At 59.8% G+C, this 16,640-nt stretch carries 15 protein-coding genes; 5 read left to right on the forward strand and 10 right to left on the reverse strand.

Going from position 1 to position 16,640, the window contains the following annotated elements; all coding sequences use genetic code 11:
- Window positions 1-44: 44 nt before the first annotated feature.
- The 6 genes from yghU to JJN09_RS12005 all read right to left on the reverse strand — a co-directional run bounded on the left by yghU (window position 45) and on the right by JJN09_RS12005 (window position 6,684).
- Entirely contained in the window at window positions 45-884 is an 840-nt protein-coding gene (yghU, locus tag JJN09_RS11980) for a glutathione-dependent disulfide-bond oxidoreductase (protein ID WP_249490309.1), read from the reverse strand.
- A 128-nt stretch (window positions 885-1,012) separates the two neighbouring features.
- A complete protein-coding gene (gene proP / locus JJN09_RS11985) occupies window positions 1,013-2,512 on the reverse strand; it encodes a glycine betaine/L-proline transporter ProP (protein WP_249490310.1) in 1,500 nt (499 codons plus the stop codon).
- 179 nt (window positions 2,513-2,691) lie between these two features.
- A complete protein-coding gene (locus JJN09_RS11990; protein WP_249490311.1) occupies window positions 2,692-4,074 on the reverse strand; it encodes an LLM class flavin-dependent oxidoreductase in 1,383 nt (460 codons plus the stop codon).
- Between the two features lie 35 nt (window positions 4,075-4,109).
- Window positions 4,110-4,955, reverse strand: a complete 846-nt coding sequence (locus JJN09_RS11995; protein WP_249490312.1) for an amino acid ABC transporter permease — start codon at window positions 4,953-4,955, stop codon at window positions 4,110-4,112.
- Complete coding sequence (locus JJN09_RS12000) at window positions 4,952-5,773, reverse strand: ABC transporter substrate-binding protein (RefSeq protein ID WP_249490313.1); 822 nt, start codon at window positions 5,771-5,773, stop codon at window positions 4,952-4,954. Before JJN09_RS12000 ends, JJN09_RS11995 begins: the two co-directional genes overlap by 4 nt.
- Before the next feature lie 95 nt (window positions 5,774-5,868).
- Entirely contained in the window at window positions 5,869-6,684 is an 816-nt protein-coding gene (locus tag JJN09_RS12005) for a helix-turn-helix transcriptional regulator (protein WP_249490796.1), read from the reverse strand.
- 94 nt (window positions 6,685-6,778) lie between these two features.
- Between JJN09_RS12005 and JJN09_RS12010 the strand changes: the two genes are divergently transcribed.
- The gene (locus tag JJN09_RS12010; RefSeq protein ID WP_249490314.1) at window positions 6,779-7,735 is read left to right on the forward strand and encodes a threonine dehydratase; all 957 of its coding nucleotides are present in this window, start codon (window positions 6,779-6,781) and stop codon (window positions 7,733-7,735) included.
- A 71-nt stretch (window positions 7,736-7,806) separates the two neighbouring features.
- Here the strand turns inward: JJN09_RS12010 and JJN09_RS12015 are convergent, their stop codons facing one another.
- Together JJN09_RS12015 and JJN09_RS12020 are read right to left on the reverse strand one after the other, a co-directional pair.
- The gene (locus tag JJN09_RS12015) at window positions 7,807-8,922 is read right to left on the reverse strand and encodes an alkene reductase (protein ID WP_249490315.1); all 1,116 of its coding nucleotides are present in this window, start codon (window positions 8,920-8,922) and stop codon (window positions 7,807-7,809) included.
- Between the two features lie 32 nt (window positions 8,923-8,954).
- Window positions 8,955-9,437: a nuclear transport factor 2 family protein gene (locus JJN09_RS12020; protein WP_249490316.1), complete on the reverse strand. Its 483-nt coding sequence runs from the start codon at window positions 9,435-9,437 to the stop codon at window positions 8,955-8,957.
- 135 nt (window positions 9,438-9,572) lie between these two features.
- Here JJN09_RS12020 and JJN09_RS12025 point away from each other — a divergent pair, with 135 nt between their 5' ends.
- From JJN09_RS12025 to JJN09_RS12035, 3 genes are all read left to right on the forward strand, one after another.
- Window positions 9,573-10,493: a LysR family transcriptional regulator gene (locus tag JJN09_RS12025; protein WP_249490317.1), complete on the forward strand. Its 921-nt coding sequence runs from the start codon at window positions 9,573-9,575 to the stop codon at window positions 10,491-10,493.
- Between the two features lie 117 nt (window positions 10,494-10,610).
- On the forward strand, window positions 10,611-12,155 hold the full coding sequence (locus tag JJN09_RS12030) for a class I SAM-dependent methyltransferase (protein WP_249490318.1): 1,545 nt from the start codon (window positions 10,611-10,613) through the stop codon (window positions 12,153-12,155).
- Between the two features lie 196 nt (window positions 12,156-12,351).
- Window positions 12,352-13,890, forward strand: a complete 1,539-nt coding sequence (locus tag JJN09_RS12035; protein ID WP_249490319.1) for a sensor domain-containing diguanylate cyclase — start codon at window positions 12,352-12,354, stop codon at window positions 13,888-13,890.
- Window positions 13,891-13,935: 45 nt separating this feature from the next.
- Here the strand turns inward: JJN09_RS12035 and JJN09_RS12040 are convergent, their stop codons facing one another.
- Both JJN09_RS12040 and JJN09_RS12045 read right to left on the reverse strand, forming a co-directional pair.
- A complete protein-coding gene (locus tag JJN09_RS12040; RefSeq protein WP_249490320.1) occupies window positions 13,936-15,060 on the reverse strand; it encodes an alkene reductase in 1,125 nt (374 codons plus the stop codon).
- Window positions 15,061-15,166: 106 nt separating this feature from the next.
- On the reverse strand, window positions 15,167-15,844 hold the full coding sequence (locus JJN09_RS12045) for a type 1 glutamine amidotransferase domain-containing protein (protein WP_249490321.1): 678 nt from the start codon (window positions 15,842-15,844) through the stop codon (window positions 15,167-15,169).
- A gap of 210 nt (window positions 15,845-16,054) precedes the next feature.
- On the opposite strand from JJN09_RS12045, the gene JJN09_RS12050 reads away from it, so the two are divergent.
- Window positions 16,055-16,639, forward strand: coding sequence for a TetR/AcrR family transcriptional regulator (locus JJN09_RS12050; RefSeq protein ID WP_249490322.1), 585 nt, complete (start codon window positions 16,055-16,057; stop codon window positions 16,637-16,639).
- The last annotated feature ends 1 nt before the right edge of the window (window position 16,640 follow it).

Consider the following 16,640-nt stretch of genomic DNA (forward strand, 5'->3'; position numbering starts at 1 on the left):
GTGCCCCTTGGTTTTTGTTATCGGGTGCGGGTTCTTTGGGTTGCTCAGCCCAGATCATCAGCCTCATGTCGTTCCGGCACCTGGCTTGCTTCATCACCCCAGGTGCGGTTGACGCGTTGCCCACGAATGACCGCAGGCCGGTTGGCGATCTCCTCGGCCCAGCGCTGCACGTGGGTGTATTCGTGAGCCGACAGGAATTCGGCTGCCCCGTACACGTTGTTGCGCACCAGTTGTCCGTACCACGGCCAGACGGCAATGTCGGCGATGGTGTAGTTGTCGCCGGCAAGGTAAGGGCTTTCAGCGAGGCGTCGGTCGAGCACATCCAGCTGACGCTTGGTTTCCATGGTGAAACGGTTGATCGGGTATTCGAGCTTGTCCGGCGCGTAGGCATAAAAATGCCCGAAGCCACCGCCCAGATAGGGTGCCGCGCCCATCTGCCAGAACAGCCAGTTCAGGGTTTCGGTACGGCCTGCGAGATCGGTGGGCAGGAAGGCGCCGAACTTTTCGGCGAGGTAAAGCAGGATCGAGCCGGACTCGAAAACTCGGATGGTGGGCTCGACGCCGCGATCCAGCAGTGCCGGGATCTTGGAGTTCGGATTGATCTCGACAAAGCCGCTGGAGAACTGGTCGCCCTCGTTGATGCGGATCAGCCAGGCGTCGTATTCGGCCCCGGTGTGCCCGAGCGCCAGCAACTCTTCGAGCAGGATGGTGACCTTGACGCCATTGGGCGTGGCCAGCGAATACAGCTGTAACGGATGCTTGCCGACCGGCAGTGCCTTGTCGTGAGTCGGTCCGGCAATCGGGCGGTTGATGTTGGCGAACTGGCCGCCGGACGGCGCGCTGTGGGTCCAGACCCTGGGTGGTACGTAAGGCGTCTTGCTCATGAAACGAACCTCATCGTCAGCTGCTGAATAGGCGTGAGCCGGCAGATAAACGACCGGCTCCTGACGAACAGAACACCACAGAAGCGCGTTTGAATTCCACCCTGTTGCCCGATCAACGCCTTATATCGTTATTCGATTCGCGGATGCTGCTGAACCAGATGCTCGCGTTTGCTTTGCAACTCTGCGATTTCGGCGTCGATGTCTTCGATCTTCTGTTCGATGTTGTCGTGGTGCTCCTGCAACAACTCCCGCGCTTCCTCGATGTCGGAGGCTGCCGGTGTAGCGCCTCGCAGAGGTTTGTTCGCAGTTTCCTTCATCGTCACACCGGTGATCAGACCGATCACGGCGGTCACCATCAGATAGTAGGCGGGCATGTACAGGTTCTGGGTGCTCTCCACCAGCCAGGCCACGACGGTCGGGGTCAGACCGGCGATCAGCACCGAGACGTTAAACGCTCCGGCCAGCGCGCTGTAGCGGATGTGGGTAGGGAACATCGCCGGAAGGGTGGACGCCATGACGCCAATGAAGAAGTTGAGCAGCACGGCCAGTATCAGCAAGCCTGAAAAGATCAGGCCGATCTTGCCGCTGTTGATCAGCATGAACGCCGGAATGGCGAAGATGAACAGCCCGATGCTGCCGCAGATGATGAAGGGACGGCGGCCGATCTTGTCGCTGATGAAACCGATCGCAGGCTGGACGAACAACATGCCGACCATGATCGCGATGATGATCAGCACCCCGCGATTTTCGCTGTAGTGCAGGTTGTGCGACAGATAGCTCGGCATGTAGGTGAGCAGCATGTAATAGGTGACGTTGGTCGCCGCCACCACGCCAATGCAGGTCATCAGGCTGCGCCAGTGCTTGGTCGCGACCTCTTTGAACGACACTTTCGGGCCGCCGGCCAGGCCTTCTCGGTCACCTTGTTCAAGCTTCTCGACATGCTGCTGGAACGCCGGGGTTTCTTCGAGCGCGTGGCGCAGGTAGAGCCCGATCATGCCCAGCGGCAGGGCAAGGAAGAACGGCAGTCGCCAGCCCCATTCCTGGAATTTTTCTTCGCCGATGATCGTGGAAATCAACACCACCACACCCGCGCCGAGGACAAAACCGGCGATGGAACCGAAGTCCAGCCAGCTGCCGAGGAAACCGCGTTTGCGATCCGGCGCATATTCAGCGACGAAGATCGAGGCCCCGGTGTATTCGCCGCCGACCGAAAACCCTTGAGCCATTTTTGCCAGCAGCAGAAGGATCGGCGCCCAGATGCCGATCGAGGCATAGGACGGGATCAACCCGATGGCAAAGGTGCTGAGCGACATGATCACGATGGTCGCCGCCAGGACTTTCTGTCGTCCGTACTTGTCACCCAGCGCACCGAAGAACAGGCCGCCCAGCGGCCGGATCAGGAACGGCACCGAGAAGGTCGCCAGTGCGGCGATCATCTGCACGCCGGGATCGGCACCGGGGAAAAACACCTTGCCGAGCACGTAGGCAACGAAGCCATAGACGCCGAAGTCGAACCACTCCATCGCGTTGCCCAGCGCTGCTGCCGTAATGGCTTTGCGCATCTTGGCGTCGTCGACAATGGTGATGTCTTTCAGCCTGATCGGGCTGACGTTTTCCTTTGATTCCATGGGATTCACTCTGCATCTGATCTGTTGTTGTGCAAACCGAAAGGCGCGAAGAAGCTTGAACCAGAGCGGTTTGCCTTAGCCGATGCCATCTCTTTGATGGCACGGCTTCTTCCTGATCAGATACAAGTGGATACGAAAAAATTCACCACTGATTTCGTTTTTGCTGTTGGCGGTAGGTGTTACTGCGATTTTTCGAAGCGAAACGATGCCCCATAAGCCGAGGCCGGCAAGTGACTCGACCCATCGTCGCGCAGCCTTGAGCGAAACGTTCCGCGCTGAGGTTCGGTGCGATACAAGCCGCGTTTCTGCAACTCGGGAATGATCAGTTCGACGAAGTCTTCAAGGCTGCCGGGGCTGATCAGCGGGTTGAGCATGTAGCCGCTGGTGCCGGAAATTCGCGCGTGCTCTTCGATGCGATCAGCCACTTGTTGCGGTGTACCGACGAGAATCAGGTCGCTGCCACGGGTGACGCTGGCGAAGCGCTGTTTGACATCACCCGCCGTCAGCGGCTTGCCACTGCCATCAGGGCGCATCACGTAAGAGGTCAGGCCTTCGGTATGCGTCGAGAGCGCATCGCTGTCGGCGTAGCGGCTGATGTCGATGCCAGTATCTCCAGCGTAGCTGACCAGTTGTGCCTGCAAGTGATAGTTGCTTTGCAACTCGTCGTATTTGCGCTGGGCCTCGATTTCGGTTTTGGCGGTGACGATGCGCAACACCGTCAGTGATTTCACATCTTCACGCTGACGGCCGCGTGCCTGGGCCTTGGCCCAAATGTCTTCCAGGCCTTGACGGATTTCCTGCGGGTTGGATTTGGCGATGAAGATCAACTCGGCATGTTTGGCCGCAAACTCGCGACCCCGTCCCGACCAGCCCGCCTGGATCAGCAACGGCGTGCGTTGTGGCGAGGGAGAGGTCAAATGAGGGCCGGCCACCCGATAATGTGTGCCTTCGTGATTGATCGGGCGCACCCGGTCACCTCTGGCATAGAGCTGGCGCGCCTTGTCGGCGACCACGGCGTCGTCGGCCCAACTGCCTTCCCAGAGCTTGTAGGCCACATCGAGAAATTCCTCGGCGCGCTCATAGCGATCATCATGCTTGATCATTTGTTCCAGCCCGAAATTGCGAGCGGCGCTGGACAGGTAAGACGTGACGATATTCCAGCCGACCCGGCCATTGGTCAGGTGATCCAGCGTGCTGAAGCGCCGGGCATGGGTAAACGGATGTTCATAGCTGGTGGTCACAGTGACGCCAAACGCCAGATTTTCCGTCACGGCAGCCAAGGCCGGAATGATCATCAGCGGATCGTTGGCCGGTGCTTCCACGGCCCATTTCATGGCTGCATCGGCATTGCCGCCGAACACATCGTAGAAACCCAGCACATCACCAAAGAACAGCATGTCGAGGTGAGCCTGATCGGCAATCCGCGCCAGGTTCGACCAATAGCCCAGCGAGTTGATCGCCAGTCGTTCGTCAGCCGGGTGGGTCCAGAGGCTCGGCGCACCGCCACACCCGACACTGGCTTGTTCATAGAGTGCAAACAGCAGAGGTTTAGGATCGGACATCTTGGTTCCTGCAGGAAAATCATTGAACGGGCGGGTCATCGCTGATGCTTGAAGCCTCTGCCGTAATGGCGTTCGAGGCGATGCTGGATCAGTTCGAGACCGATGGATAACAGCCAATAGATGACGGCTGCGGTGGTGAGCATTTCGATGTAGCGGTAGGACGAGCGCCCGTACGACTGCGCCAGGAACATCACTTCCCAGACGCCCATGACCGAGATCAGCGATGAATCCTTGAGCATCGAGATGAACTGGCTGGTGGTCGGCGGAATAATCGTGCGCATGGCTTGCGGCAGGATGATGTGGATGAACGTCGCGGTCGGCCTCAGGCCTAGCGCAGCTGCCGCTTCACGTTGCCCTGGGGCAACCGCGAGGATGCCGGCGCGAAAAATTTCGCTGAGATAGGCGCCGTAGTTGAGCGAGAGGGCGATGATCCCGGCGCTGATCGCCCCCGGGACGATGCCCAGTTGTGGCAGACCCAGGTAGATCAACAGGATCTGGATCAGCAACGGCGTACCGCGAAAGAACGAGGCGTAGAAGCTCGCGATGCCGAACGCCACAGCGCTGTGCGACAGACGCGCAAGCGCCGTGACAAAACCCAGCAACAACGAAAACCCGATCGAGCACACGCACAGGAAAATCGTCAGCGCGGCCCCCTGCAAAAAGCCGTTCGGCCCCAGATGCAGACCGACGAGGTTCGGCCACTTTTCCAGAATGATCGAAAACTTCAGATCAAAACGCATGAAAAACAGCACGCACAAGCCCAACAGCACCGCCCATGTCAGGTACAGGCGAGTGCGAAAGCCGAACAGCTGACGTATCACCTGCGGCTGTTTTTCCGGGATGACGGTGGCTTTGGCCGGATGAGGATTGAGGGCTGTCATTGGCTGATATCAGAACCGATCCACTTGCGGGATATTTTGCTCAGCGTGCCGTCCGTCTTGAGTTGCGCGATGACCTCGGTGACTTTCGCGTTCCATTGCGGATCGCCTTTTTCGACCGCTACCACGTTCGGCTCGGCATACAGTGAATCTCCGGCAATCTTGAAGCGCGGATCCTGGGCGATGCGTTCTCGGGCGGTGATGAGGTTGGTGACCATGGCATCCAGGCGCACGCCGGTGCCCAGTGCCAGATCCTGGAAGGCGACGGTTTCGTTGTCGTACGGCGCGACCTGGACACTGTCGAACGGGTAGCTCAACGGCTTGTCCTCGGCGCCTTCAATGACCAGGTTCTTGTTGAGATAGGCCTCATAAGTCGACGCACTGATCACGCCGACTTTTTTGCCGGACAAGTCCTTGCCCGTGACGATGTCCTTGTCCTTTGCATTGACCACGATTACCGCCGGTGACTGGTAATACTCGACCGGGAAATCGAATACTTCAGCCCGCGCCTTACTCGGCGTCATCGAGCACACGCAGATGTCGTAACGACCGTTCCAGTGCCCGGCGGCAATCACGTCCCAGGACGGCGTTTCGAGTTTCAGCTTGACCCCAAGACGCTCGGCGACAGCCTTGGCGACATCCACATCGAAGCCGTCGAGTTGGTTCTGATCATTGAGAAAAGAGAAGGGCGGGTAGCTCTCCATCAGGACGCCGGTCAGCTCACCTTTTTGCGTGACACGATCAAGGATGGGCCCCGCGAAAGCGGCAGAGCAACTAGCGGCCAATGCCAGGCCGAGGGTCAATAGTGCCGGGGTCTTCACGTACGAGTGCTCCAGTCAGAAAAAATCTGATTAGATTAAAACGCACTATAAAAATTGTTTGTACTTCGTTTTTGGAATATTGATCTTGCTTGAGGCTATATCGATGTTCGATATCTGCGCAGTTGCGCCGGACTCACGCCAAGTCGCTGTTTGAACGCACTGGTCATGTGCGCCTGAGAATTGAAGCCGCAGGCGAGGGCGATTTCCGACAGGCTGGCGCGGGAGTCGCGCATCAGCGCCCGGGCCCGGGCCAGGCGTCGGTCGATCAGGTAGCTATGGGGACTTTTACCGGTCGCTTGTTTGAAGGCGCGAATGAAATAGCCTTCGGACAATTCCAGCAGTTGAGCCATGGTTTGAAGGCCGAGCGGGCCGTCGAGGCCGGCGTCGATGAACTCGTCGAGCAGGCGCATTCGACTGCCGGTGATCGAGCCCTGGAGCAACAACGTGTCTTTGCCTTCGGCGCGCTCGGCCAAGGCGAGCGCCCAGGTTTCCCAGTCATCGTCCACTGAGGCATTCAGCATCGCACGGCGCATTCGCGAGGCGAGGTCAATGGCCTGCGGGTCGATGCGATTGTTGAACGCCTGCTCACCTGCCAGCGCGATGCCGTCGCTGCGGATGACCCGCAGATACTCGCCACCCACCGGCGACTCGGACATCACGTCGCAGCCGACGGGCACAAACGCCAGACCATTGGGCAGCGCATCAAAGGGGCGCACCCGGTCGCTGCCGATCGCGTGTACACCGCGCTGGCTGTCGAAGGCAAAGCCGATGGCCGACTGCGCCGCCACATAACGCGTCGCGTAGGCGGCGCCGGGCAGCAATTCGATCGCCCACGGGCCGGCCTCGATACGACGCACCGGTTCGGGGACGACGGCTGGCTGCTGGCGGTTTCGATGGCTCATGAGCGCCATAGTAGTGAAGAGCGCAGACAAAAGTCAGGTCAGTTTTTTGAAAGCCGACGTGATGGGCCTGTGCCTAGACTGAGTGACGCCCAAGGAGATTCCCATGCATCCATTCACTCGCGAAGACATCGAACACGCTGCCCGCCAGGTTTACCAGGTGATGCCGGCCACTGCCCAGTATCGCTGGCCCCTGCTGGCCGAACGACTGGGTTGCACGGTGTGGGTCAAACACGAAAACCACACGCCCACCGGCGCGTTCAAGGTGCGCGGCGGCATCACCTTCATGCACTGGCTGCGCCGCGAACATCCCAACGTCAAAGGCATTGTCTCTGCGACTCGCGGCAATCACGGCCAAAGCCTGGCGCTGGCGGCGCAAGCGGTAGGGCTGAAGGCGTTGATTGTGGTGCCGCAGGGCAATTCGCTGGAGAAGAACAACGCCATGCGCGGATTTGGCGGCGAAGTGGTCGAGTACGGACGTGATTTCGACGAGGCCCGTGAGGAAGCGGCGCGTCTGGCGCTGGAACACGGACTCTATCTGGTGCCGCCGTTTCACACCGAGCTGGTCAAGGGCGTGGCGACCTATGCGCTGGAACTGTTCAGCGCGGCGCCGGATCTGCACACCGTCTATGTGCCGATCGGTTGCGGCTCGGGCATTTGTGGCGTGATCGCCGCGCGTGATGCGCTGGGTCTGGATACCCAGGTGGTTGGCGTGGTCTCGACCGAAGCGGCCGCCGCCAAACTGTCCTTCGAGGCGAAAATGATCTGCGAGACAGCCTCGGCCAATACCTTTGCCGATGGTCTGGCGGTACGCAAACCGATTGCCGAAGCGTTCGACATCTACAGCGCCGGAGCGGCGCGAATTGTCGCGGTCAGCGAGGACGAAATCGCCGAAGCCATGCGCGTGTATTACACCGACACCCACAACCTTGCCGAAGGTGCCGGTGCCGCCGCGCTGGCTGCGCTCATTCAGGAACGGGAAAGGATGCAGGGCAAAAAGGTCGGGGTGATTCTGTCGGGCGGGAATATCGACCGGTCAGTGTATGCGCGGGTTATTGGCTGACCGAAGTCGCCCGGCATTGAACCAGAGGCTCATCCGGGCTCTCATGTGCCAGCCCTGTCAGGCCGGATCGTTCAGTTTGCGTTCGACTTGTGGTAGGCGGGATAGTCGGTGTAGCCCTGACCCGGATGACCGTTGAGGCCGTAGAAAGTCGTTCGATCCGCCTCGCTGATCGGCCAGCGGTTTTGCATCCGTGCAACGAGGTCAGGGTTGGCAATGAACGGACGGCCAAACGCGACCAGATCCAGATCTCCGTTTTCGAGCGCTGCCTCTGCCAGATCGCGAGTGAAACCACCCGCTGCAATCAGGGTGCCCCGGTAGGTCTTTCGAAATTGACTGGCGAAGCCCTGCGGGATGGCCTGCGCGCCAATGGTCAGTTGATCGCTCAAATGCACATACGCCAGACCTCGCTCATTGAGCGCCGATGCCAGGCTCAGCCAGGTGTCTGACTCCTCGGCATAGGGATGCATATCGAACAGCCGGCCAAACGGAGACAGTCGAACTCCCACTCGGTGGTTGCCGATCTCTGCGGCCAGGGCGTCCAGTGTTTCGAGGAGAAAGCGTTGGCGATTGGCAATCGGCCCGCCGTAGGCATCGGTACGCGTATTCAGCGCACCATTGAGGAATTGCTCAAACAGATAGCCATTCGCGCCGTGCAGTTCGATACCGTCAAATCCTGCGTCCATTGCCCGGCGTGCAGCGCATACGAAGTCGGCAGTGACCCGTTGTACCTCACATGCACTCAGTGCTCTTGGTGGGCTGGCCTGAACGGGGCCAGGCTGGCCTTTTTCCATCCACGCATAGGCTTTGGAATTGGCCGCCACAGTGGCGACCGATGACACCGGAGCGCCGCCATCCGGCTGGAGTGACACGTGAGACATCCGACCGACGTGCCACAGCTGCGCAAAAATCCGGCCACCTTTGGCGTGAACAGCATCAGTGACGCGACGCCAGGCATGCACCTGTTCGTCGTTGTAGAGGCCAGGATTGAACAGGTAGCCGCAGCCTTCGCGGGATATCGGAATGCCCTCACTGATGATCAGGCCCGCCGAGGCACGCTGGGCATAATAAAGAACGGTGTGCTCATCCGGAACATCATGGATGGCTCTGGCTCGCGTCATGGGCGCCATGACGACGCGGTTGGCCAGCGTGATGCCGGCCAGATCGAAGGACTTGAATAAAATGCTCATCAGGGACTCTGTGGTTGAGGAAGGGAGATCGATCACTCAGGAAGGAACAGGCCGTTACCCGGATCGCCGCCGCCGATATGGGTTTCGGGCCACACCACGTCCAGTCGGGTGCGACTGATCAGCCATTGTCCGTCTACACGACGGTACTCATCGGCATAGAGCCCGAGCAGCAGCAGCGGGTTCTCGCCTGCCGGTCTTTGGGTCGCGAAGTCAATCAGGTAGCAACGGCCTTGCGCGCGGTTTTCATCAAGGATTTCGATCCAGTGATTCGATACCGCATGGAAGAAGGGATAGGCGCCGGTCTGCTGTGTATCGAACGCGGAAAAGGCCTCCGACAGGCCTTGCTCAATGGCCTCGCGTCCCTTCCAGCTACCCCGGTCAACCTGACATAAGGCGTCTTCGGTAAACAGTCGGCCGAGCAAATCCATGCGGTTGGCGTCCAGGTGATGGCAGTAGCGCAAGCGCAGATTTCTGATCGCTTCAAGGGTGAGTAATCGGTTCAGTTCGGTGTTCATTAAGGCCTCTGGGTGGAAGTCCTTGAAAGGGAGGCCTACTTTAATCTTGTCTGTTGATTCTATTAATTGATGAAAAATATGTTCAGTTGATCCTCAGAGGATAAAATCGTCGCTTCAAATAACGCGGAGACGCTGATGGATTCCCTTCAGTTCGATGGCATCCCGGAGTTCACTCTGGCTGCGCAGCACCGCAGCTTTACGGCAGCAGCGCTGCAGTTGGGCGTGACCAGCTCGGCAGTCGGCAAAAGTGTGACGCGCCTGGAAAAACGACTGGGTATCAAATTGCTGCACCGCACCACCCGCAAATTGAGTCTGACCCACGAGGGGGAGGTTTACCTCGCCAGTTGCCTGCGGGTGATGGATGAATTGCGAGGTGTCGAAGATCGCTTCCACCTTGGCGTCGCTGAACCGAAGGGACGGTTGCGCGTCGACCTTCCCGCAGCATTTGGCCGGCGGCATGTCGCCCCCCTGTTGATTGGCCTTGCGCGGCAATTTTCGCAGCTCGACATGACCTTGACCTTCGGTGAGCGAACGGTCGACATGATCAGCGAGGGTATTGATCTGGCCGTGCGCATCGGTGATCTCAAGAATGATCCGGAACTGGTGGCACGCCGACTCGGTGAGCAACATCTGGTGGTGTGTGCGGCGCCGGCCTATCTCGATGCTCATCCGCCGGTTTTGCAGCCGTCCGATTTACTGGAGCACGACTGCATCATTGGCTGGCGCAGGGGACTGCGCATGGCGTGGTTGCTGAAAAACGCCAAGGGCGAGATGTACGAGCAGGAAGTGCGCGTGCGCCATGAGTTGGGCGACGGCGAGATGATGCTGCGCGCAACGCTGGAAGGCTGCGGGCTGTGTCAGTTGCCCATCTGGCTGGTTGCGGAGCACCTGAGCGACGGGACGTTGGTCACCGTCCTCGATCACTGTGCCGGGGCAACCATGCCCATTCATGTGATATGGCCGCAAACCCGCTATATCCAGCCGAAAGTACGGGTTGTCGTCGATGCGTTGCTCGCGATGGCTGAAGATCAGGCGCAGCTGTTTGGTGCGGGATAGAGCCAGCCGTCATCAAGCAGTCGTCAGGGTGAGATTGGCTGCGCTGATTGTGCTTGTGATCCGCAGTGGCTACCCCTTATAAGAGCGACTTTCACTGGCGAAGATAAGGGTGCACGCATGAGCAATGCCTGGAACGAAGGTTATTTCACGGACGAGGGCTACACCTACGGGTATAGCCGGGAGATCAATCCGGTTTTCCAGCGTTATTGTTTGTTGCTGCGTGGTTTTGCCACGCTGGAGAGTACCGACGGCTATCACTGCGAACTGGGTTTTGGCCAGGGTGTCTCGATCAATATCCATGCGGCGGGCAATCCGGGCACCTACGTCGGCACGGATTTCCATCCTGGCCAGGCCGCCAATGCCATCGCACTGGCAACGGATTGGGGCAGTGATGCGCGACTGTATGACGACAGCTTCGAGCAGTTGCTGGCGCGCACGGATCTGCCACAGTTCGACAGCATCAGCCTGCATGGCATCTGGACCTGGGTCAGTCGTGACAACCACAGGTTGATCGTCGAGTTTGCCCGTCGTCATCTCAAACCGGGCGGTCATTTGTACATCAGTTACAACTGCTTCCCGGGCTGGTCGCCGCTGGCGCCATTGCGTCAACTGTTCAGCCTGCACGACCGTTTCGCCACGCAAGCGTCTGCACCTCCGGATCAGCGTATCGATGCGGCGTTGCAGTTCTCCGAAGCGCTGCTGGCGGCCAATCCGAACTATGCCAACTCGGCGCCTAATCTGGACGCCAAACTGCAGAGCATCAAGGGCCAGAATCGCCAGTACGTCGCCCATGAATACTTCAACCGCGACTGGAATTGCATGTACTTCACCGATGTGGTCGATGCCATGGCCCCAGCCAAGCTCGATTACGCCACGACCGCTGTGCCGCTGGATTCGGTGGACCCGCTCAACCTGAGCGCCGAAGGCATGGACTTTCTGGAAGGCATCGAGCATCCGGTCATGCGCGAGCAAGCGCGTGATTACTTCGTCAATCAGAACTTCCGCCGGGATCTTTACGTACGCGGCGCCAACCGGTTGTCCGCCACCGAGCACCGTGAACGCATGCTCAGTACCCGCTTTGTCCTTTTGCAACTGGCAGACAGCGTAGCGGGCAGCGTCACGGGACCCGCAGGCTCAGCCACGTTACAGGCGGAAATTTACGGCCCGGTTCTCGATACGCTGGCGGACGAGGCCTATGTACCGAAAACCCTGCGCCACTTGCTGGAAGCTTCGCCTTCGCTGAGTTTCGGCGATGTGGAGCAGGCCATCAATGTGTTGATCGCTATGGGGGCCGTGGCGCCATGCCAGAGTGAAGCGGCCGAGAAACGGGTACAGACAACCTGTAATACCCTCAACCTGCAACTGTGCAGACGCTCGTTGTTCGACCACAAGATTCAGGTGCTGGCCAGCCCGGTGACCGGTGGCGGTGTGACTGTCAGTCGCTTCCAGCAATTGTTCCTGATATCGATCAAGCAAGGCAAAAAGCACCCGTGGGAGTGGGCGCTTCTGGCGTGGGGCATCATCGGCGGCCAGGGTGAAGGCCTGCTCAAGGACGGCAAGGCACTCACCACCGCTGAAGAAAACATTGCCGAACTGACCGAGCAGGCCGAGGCGTTTGCCGAGCGTTCGCTGGTCGTTCTCAAGGCACTGAAAATCGTCTAGCGGCAAAAAGTCTTATTGGCTCCGGTTTTTTATCGAACCGGCCGATCAGCGAACAGTTCATCGACGGCATGACACGCCGTTGCTGCGCCTTCGATGGACTGCTTGTATCCTGCGCGGCCCGGGACGTACGGTCGCTGTTGTTGCCCCGGTCCGACAACGGCCGTGACGGAAAACGGACTTTCCAAAAGGTACTGATGTGAAGCGTGATACCCACCTCGTGATGCTGTTGCTGTTTATCATCGGCTGCTCCCTGGCGTCGCTGACCATCTGGAAGGTGCTGGGCTCTCGGGAGCGGGCGCTGGACGAGGTAAACATCCATGGGTTGAACCTGACCCAGGCGCTCGCGACTTATTCCGAAGGTATCGTCCGGCAGAGCTCGCTGCTCTTGCTCGGGCTCGTCGAGCGTCTGGAAACCGAGGGCAGCGGCCCCGCGCAGATCGAACGGTTGAATGCGCTGGTCAACCGTCAGCAACCGCTGATGCCGCAGCTCAGTGGCATCACCATCTACGACAATCGCGGCCACTGGCTGATGTCCTCCAACCGACCGATTCCGGCCGGGGCCAACAGCAGTGACCGGGAGTATTTCATCCATCACCGTGACGATCCTTCCCGCGAGCCTTACATCGGCCCGCCCATCCGTAGCCGCTCGAATCAGGAGTGGGTGATTACCGTCAGTCGCCGCTTCAATGACGCGCGCGGAGAGTTCGCCGGCGTGGTGGCGGTCACGCTGGGGGTCGAGAACTTCCTGCGACTGTTCGGCAAGCTCGACGTGGGGCAGGAGGGGGCCATCGGTCTGTCCTATACCGACGGTACGCTGCTGGTGCGCTATCCCTTTCGCGAACAGGACATGGGGCGCAACTTCTCCAAATCGCCCATTTATGCGAAGTACCTGGTGGACCAATCGGTGGGCACCGCTTCCTTCACTTCCAGCCTCGACGGGGTGGAGCGGCTCTACGCGTTTCGCAAGAGTGAAAAGTTGCCGCTGATCACCACGGTCGCGCTTGGCAAGCGCGAAGCATTGGCGGCGTGGCGACTGGAGGCGCTTCTGTCGATCGTGGTGGTCGCATCACTGCTGGGGCTCACTGGCGTGATCGGCTGGTTTCTCATTCTCGATATACGTCGACGGACCCAGGTGGAAGGGGAGTTGCGGCTCACTCAACAGCAGTTGCTTGGATCAAACCGGCAGCTGGAATTGCTGGCGATGAAGGACGCGCTGACCGGCCTCGCCAATCGCCGCTGTTTCGATGAAACATTGGTCATGGAAGCGCGCCGGGCTCAACGGGACGGGGCTTCGCTGGCCTTGCTGATGATCGATATCGACTACTTCAAGCTGTTCAACGATTCCCTGGGGCATGTTGCCGGGGACGCCTGCCTGCAACGGGTGGGGAAAGTACTTGAGGCCTGTGTGCGGCGACCGTCGGATCTGGTTGCGCGCTATGGCGGGGAAGAGGTGGCGATCATCATGCCCGACACCGATGGCGAGGGGGCGGCGGTCGTGGCGCAACTGATTCTGGAGCGATTGACGCAAGAGCACATTGGTCATCCGGCGAGCCCGTTCGGTCGGGTGACGGTCAGTATCGGTGTCACCGCAGCGGCGGGTCCGCAACTGGCCGTGGTGCAAGCGCTGATCGAGACGGCAGATCAGGCGCTGTACCAGGCGAAGACCACCGGGAGGAACCGGATGGCAAGGAAGGCTCACGGCGACAGTTCCCATTCAGCACCACTGCAAGTGTGAGCGGTGCTGAACGGGCGGGCGTTACGCCTTACCGATAATCGGCAGTCATCGCGCGTACACGGGGTAGTCCACATACCCTTCGGCATTGCCACCGTAGACCGTGGCCGGATTCAGTGAATTCAGCGGCCAGTCATTGGCGATGCGCGCAGGCAGGTCCGGGTTGGCCATGAATGGTCGACCGAAAGCCACGAAATCCGCCAGCCCCGAGTCGAGCAACTGCGCACCGGATTCTGCGGTGTAACGCCCGGCGTAAATGATCGCGCCGCTGAAGGTGTCGCGCACGGCGCGCCGGAACGTTTCCGGCATGGCCGGGGCATCGTCCCAGTCGGCTTCGGCGATGGACAGATAGGCGATGCCCACGTCCTGCAGCACCTTGATCGCTTCGATGTAAGTGGTGTGCGGATCTTCCTCGACCATGCCCAGGTAGGTGCGGGCCTCGTCGGTGGTGGTGAACAGCGGGGCGAAACGCACACCGACTTTTTCACGACCGATGCACTCGGCAACACTGGCCACCACTTCACGCAAAAAGCGCAGGCGATTGTGCAACGAGCCGCCGTACTGATCAGTGCGCAGATTGCTGTGGGCCGAGATGAACTGGTTCACCAGATAGCCGTTGGCGCAGTGCAGTTCGATCCCGTCGAAACCTGCCTCCATGGCATTGCGTGCCGCCTGGATGTACAGCTGAACCAGTTCCTGCACTTCATCGGTAGTCAGGGCACGCGGTGCGGAGGGTGGCACCAGGGCGCCGGCGCCGGGCGCGGTTTCGATGAACACGCTGACTCGGTCAGTAGCAACCGCAGAGGCCGATACCGGCGCGGCACCGAGGGGTTGCAGGGCCGTATGGGACACGCGCCCCACATGCCATAGCTGGGCGAAGATCACGCCGTCCCGGGTGTGGACAGCCTCGGTGACTTTGCGCCACCCGGCGATTTGCTCGGGGGTATGAATGCCGGGTGTCCACGCATAACCCTGGCCTCGGGGCTCGATCTGGGTGCCTTCGGTCACCAGCAGACCGGCGCCCGCGCGTTGCTGGTAATACTCGGCCATCAACGCGTTGGCGATGTTGCCCGGTTGCGTGCTGCGCTGGCGGGTCAGGGGTGGCAGCACGATACGGTTTTTCAGGGTGTGGCGACCCAAAGTGCCGGGTTTGAAGAAACTGCTGTGGTTCATGGATGTACCTTAATTGGGGCTTATTAGACCAGTCGACTAGTTGTCGGGACAAAAAAAGACGCCGTGCAACACGCGCACGGCGTCCGGGTGGATGACGGCTGAAAAGTCAGCCGAGCAGCTTCAACAGTTTCTCGGCGACAGCGGCGGAACTGGCTGGATTCTGGCCAGTGACCAGTTTTCCGTCGGTCACCACGTGCACTTGCCAGTCGGCGACTTTGGAATAACGGGCGCCAAGGCGCTGGAACTCGTCTTCGACCAGGAACGGCACAACGTCTGTCAGACCGACCGCCGCTTCTTCGGAGTTGGTGAAACCGGTGACGTCACGATCCTTGACCAAGGGTTTGCTCTCAGCGCCGAGCACATGCCGCAGTACGCCGGGGGCGTGGCAGACGAAACCATGAGGCTTGTTGCTGCGGGCGAAGGCTTCGATCAGGGCAATCGAATGCTTGTCTTCGGCCAGATCCCAGAGCGGGCCGTGGCCACCTGGATAAAACACCGCATCGAAATCTTCAGCGTTGGCATCGGCCAGGCGCCCGGTGTTCGCCAGCGCTTGTTGCGCCGCCGAATCCTTGCGGAATCGATCGGTTTCGGCGGTCTGTGCGTCGGGTTCGTCGCTTTTCGGATCAAGCGGTGGCTGGCCACCAGCGGGCGAGACCAGCGTGATATCGGCGCCGGCGTCCTTGAAGGCGTAGTACGGGGCGGCGAATTCTTCGAGCCAGAAGCCGGTTTTCTTGCCGGTGTTGCCGAGTTGATCGTGGGAAGTCAGAACCATCAAGATTTTCATAGAGCACCTTGGGTGGGTCGGGTGTCGTGGCTGTGCGAGGGATTCGCACTCAATCGACACCGGGGAAAAGGTTTGTCGGGGCGCAGCATAGTTTCCAATTAGACCAGTCGTCTAGTTATTTTTTATCCGCATGTTTTTCATGGGCCGGTGTGGCAAACTCCCGTTCCTTGAGTTAAACGACTGGTCTATTGCCTGGTAATCTGCGCCCCGATGAAACCGACCTACGACGACACCCGCCAACACCTGCTCGACACCGGCCACCGGATGATGGCCGAGAAAGGCTTCACCAGTGTCGGCTTGAACGAGATCCTGCAGACCGCCGGTGTGCCCAAGGGCTCGTTCTATCACTACTTCAAATCCAAAGAGCTGTACGGCCAGGCGCTGCTCGAGGATTACTTTGTCGGTTACCTCGCCGACATGGAGCGGCGCCTGACGCTGCCGGGCCTGAATGCCCGCGAGCGACTGATGGATTACTGGCAGGGCTGGCAGGATCGCTGCACGCTGGAAGGGCACGGCGACGAGTGCCTGGTGGTGAAGCTCAGTGCCGAGGTGGCCGATCTGTCCGAGGCCATGCGCCTCACCCTGCGAGATGGTGCCGAGCAAGTGGTGGCACGTATCACCATTTGCATTGAACAAGGCCAGGCCGATCAATGCCTGCCCGACGGCGATGCCCGGCAACTGGCGGAAACCCTGTATCAGCTTTGGCTGGGGGCCAGTCTGTTGAACAAGTTGCAACGGACCGGGCAGTCGTTGAGCACATCGATGGCGACCACCAAGCGACTCTTGGGCGCCTGAA

This window comes from Pseudomonas sp. HS6, from assembly GCF_023375815.1.
GTDB lineage: Bacteria > Pseudomonadota > Gammaproteobacteria > Pseudomonadales > Pseudomonadaceae > Aquipseudomonas.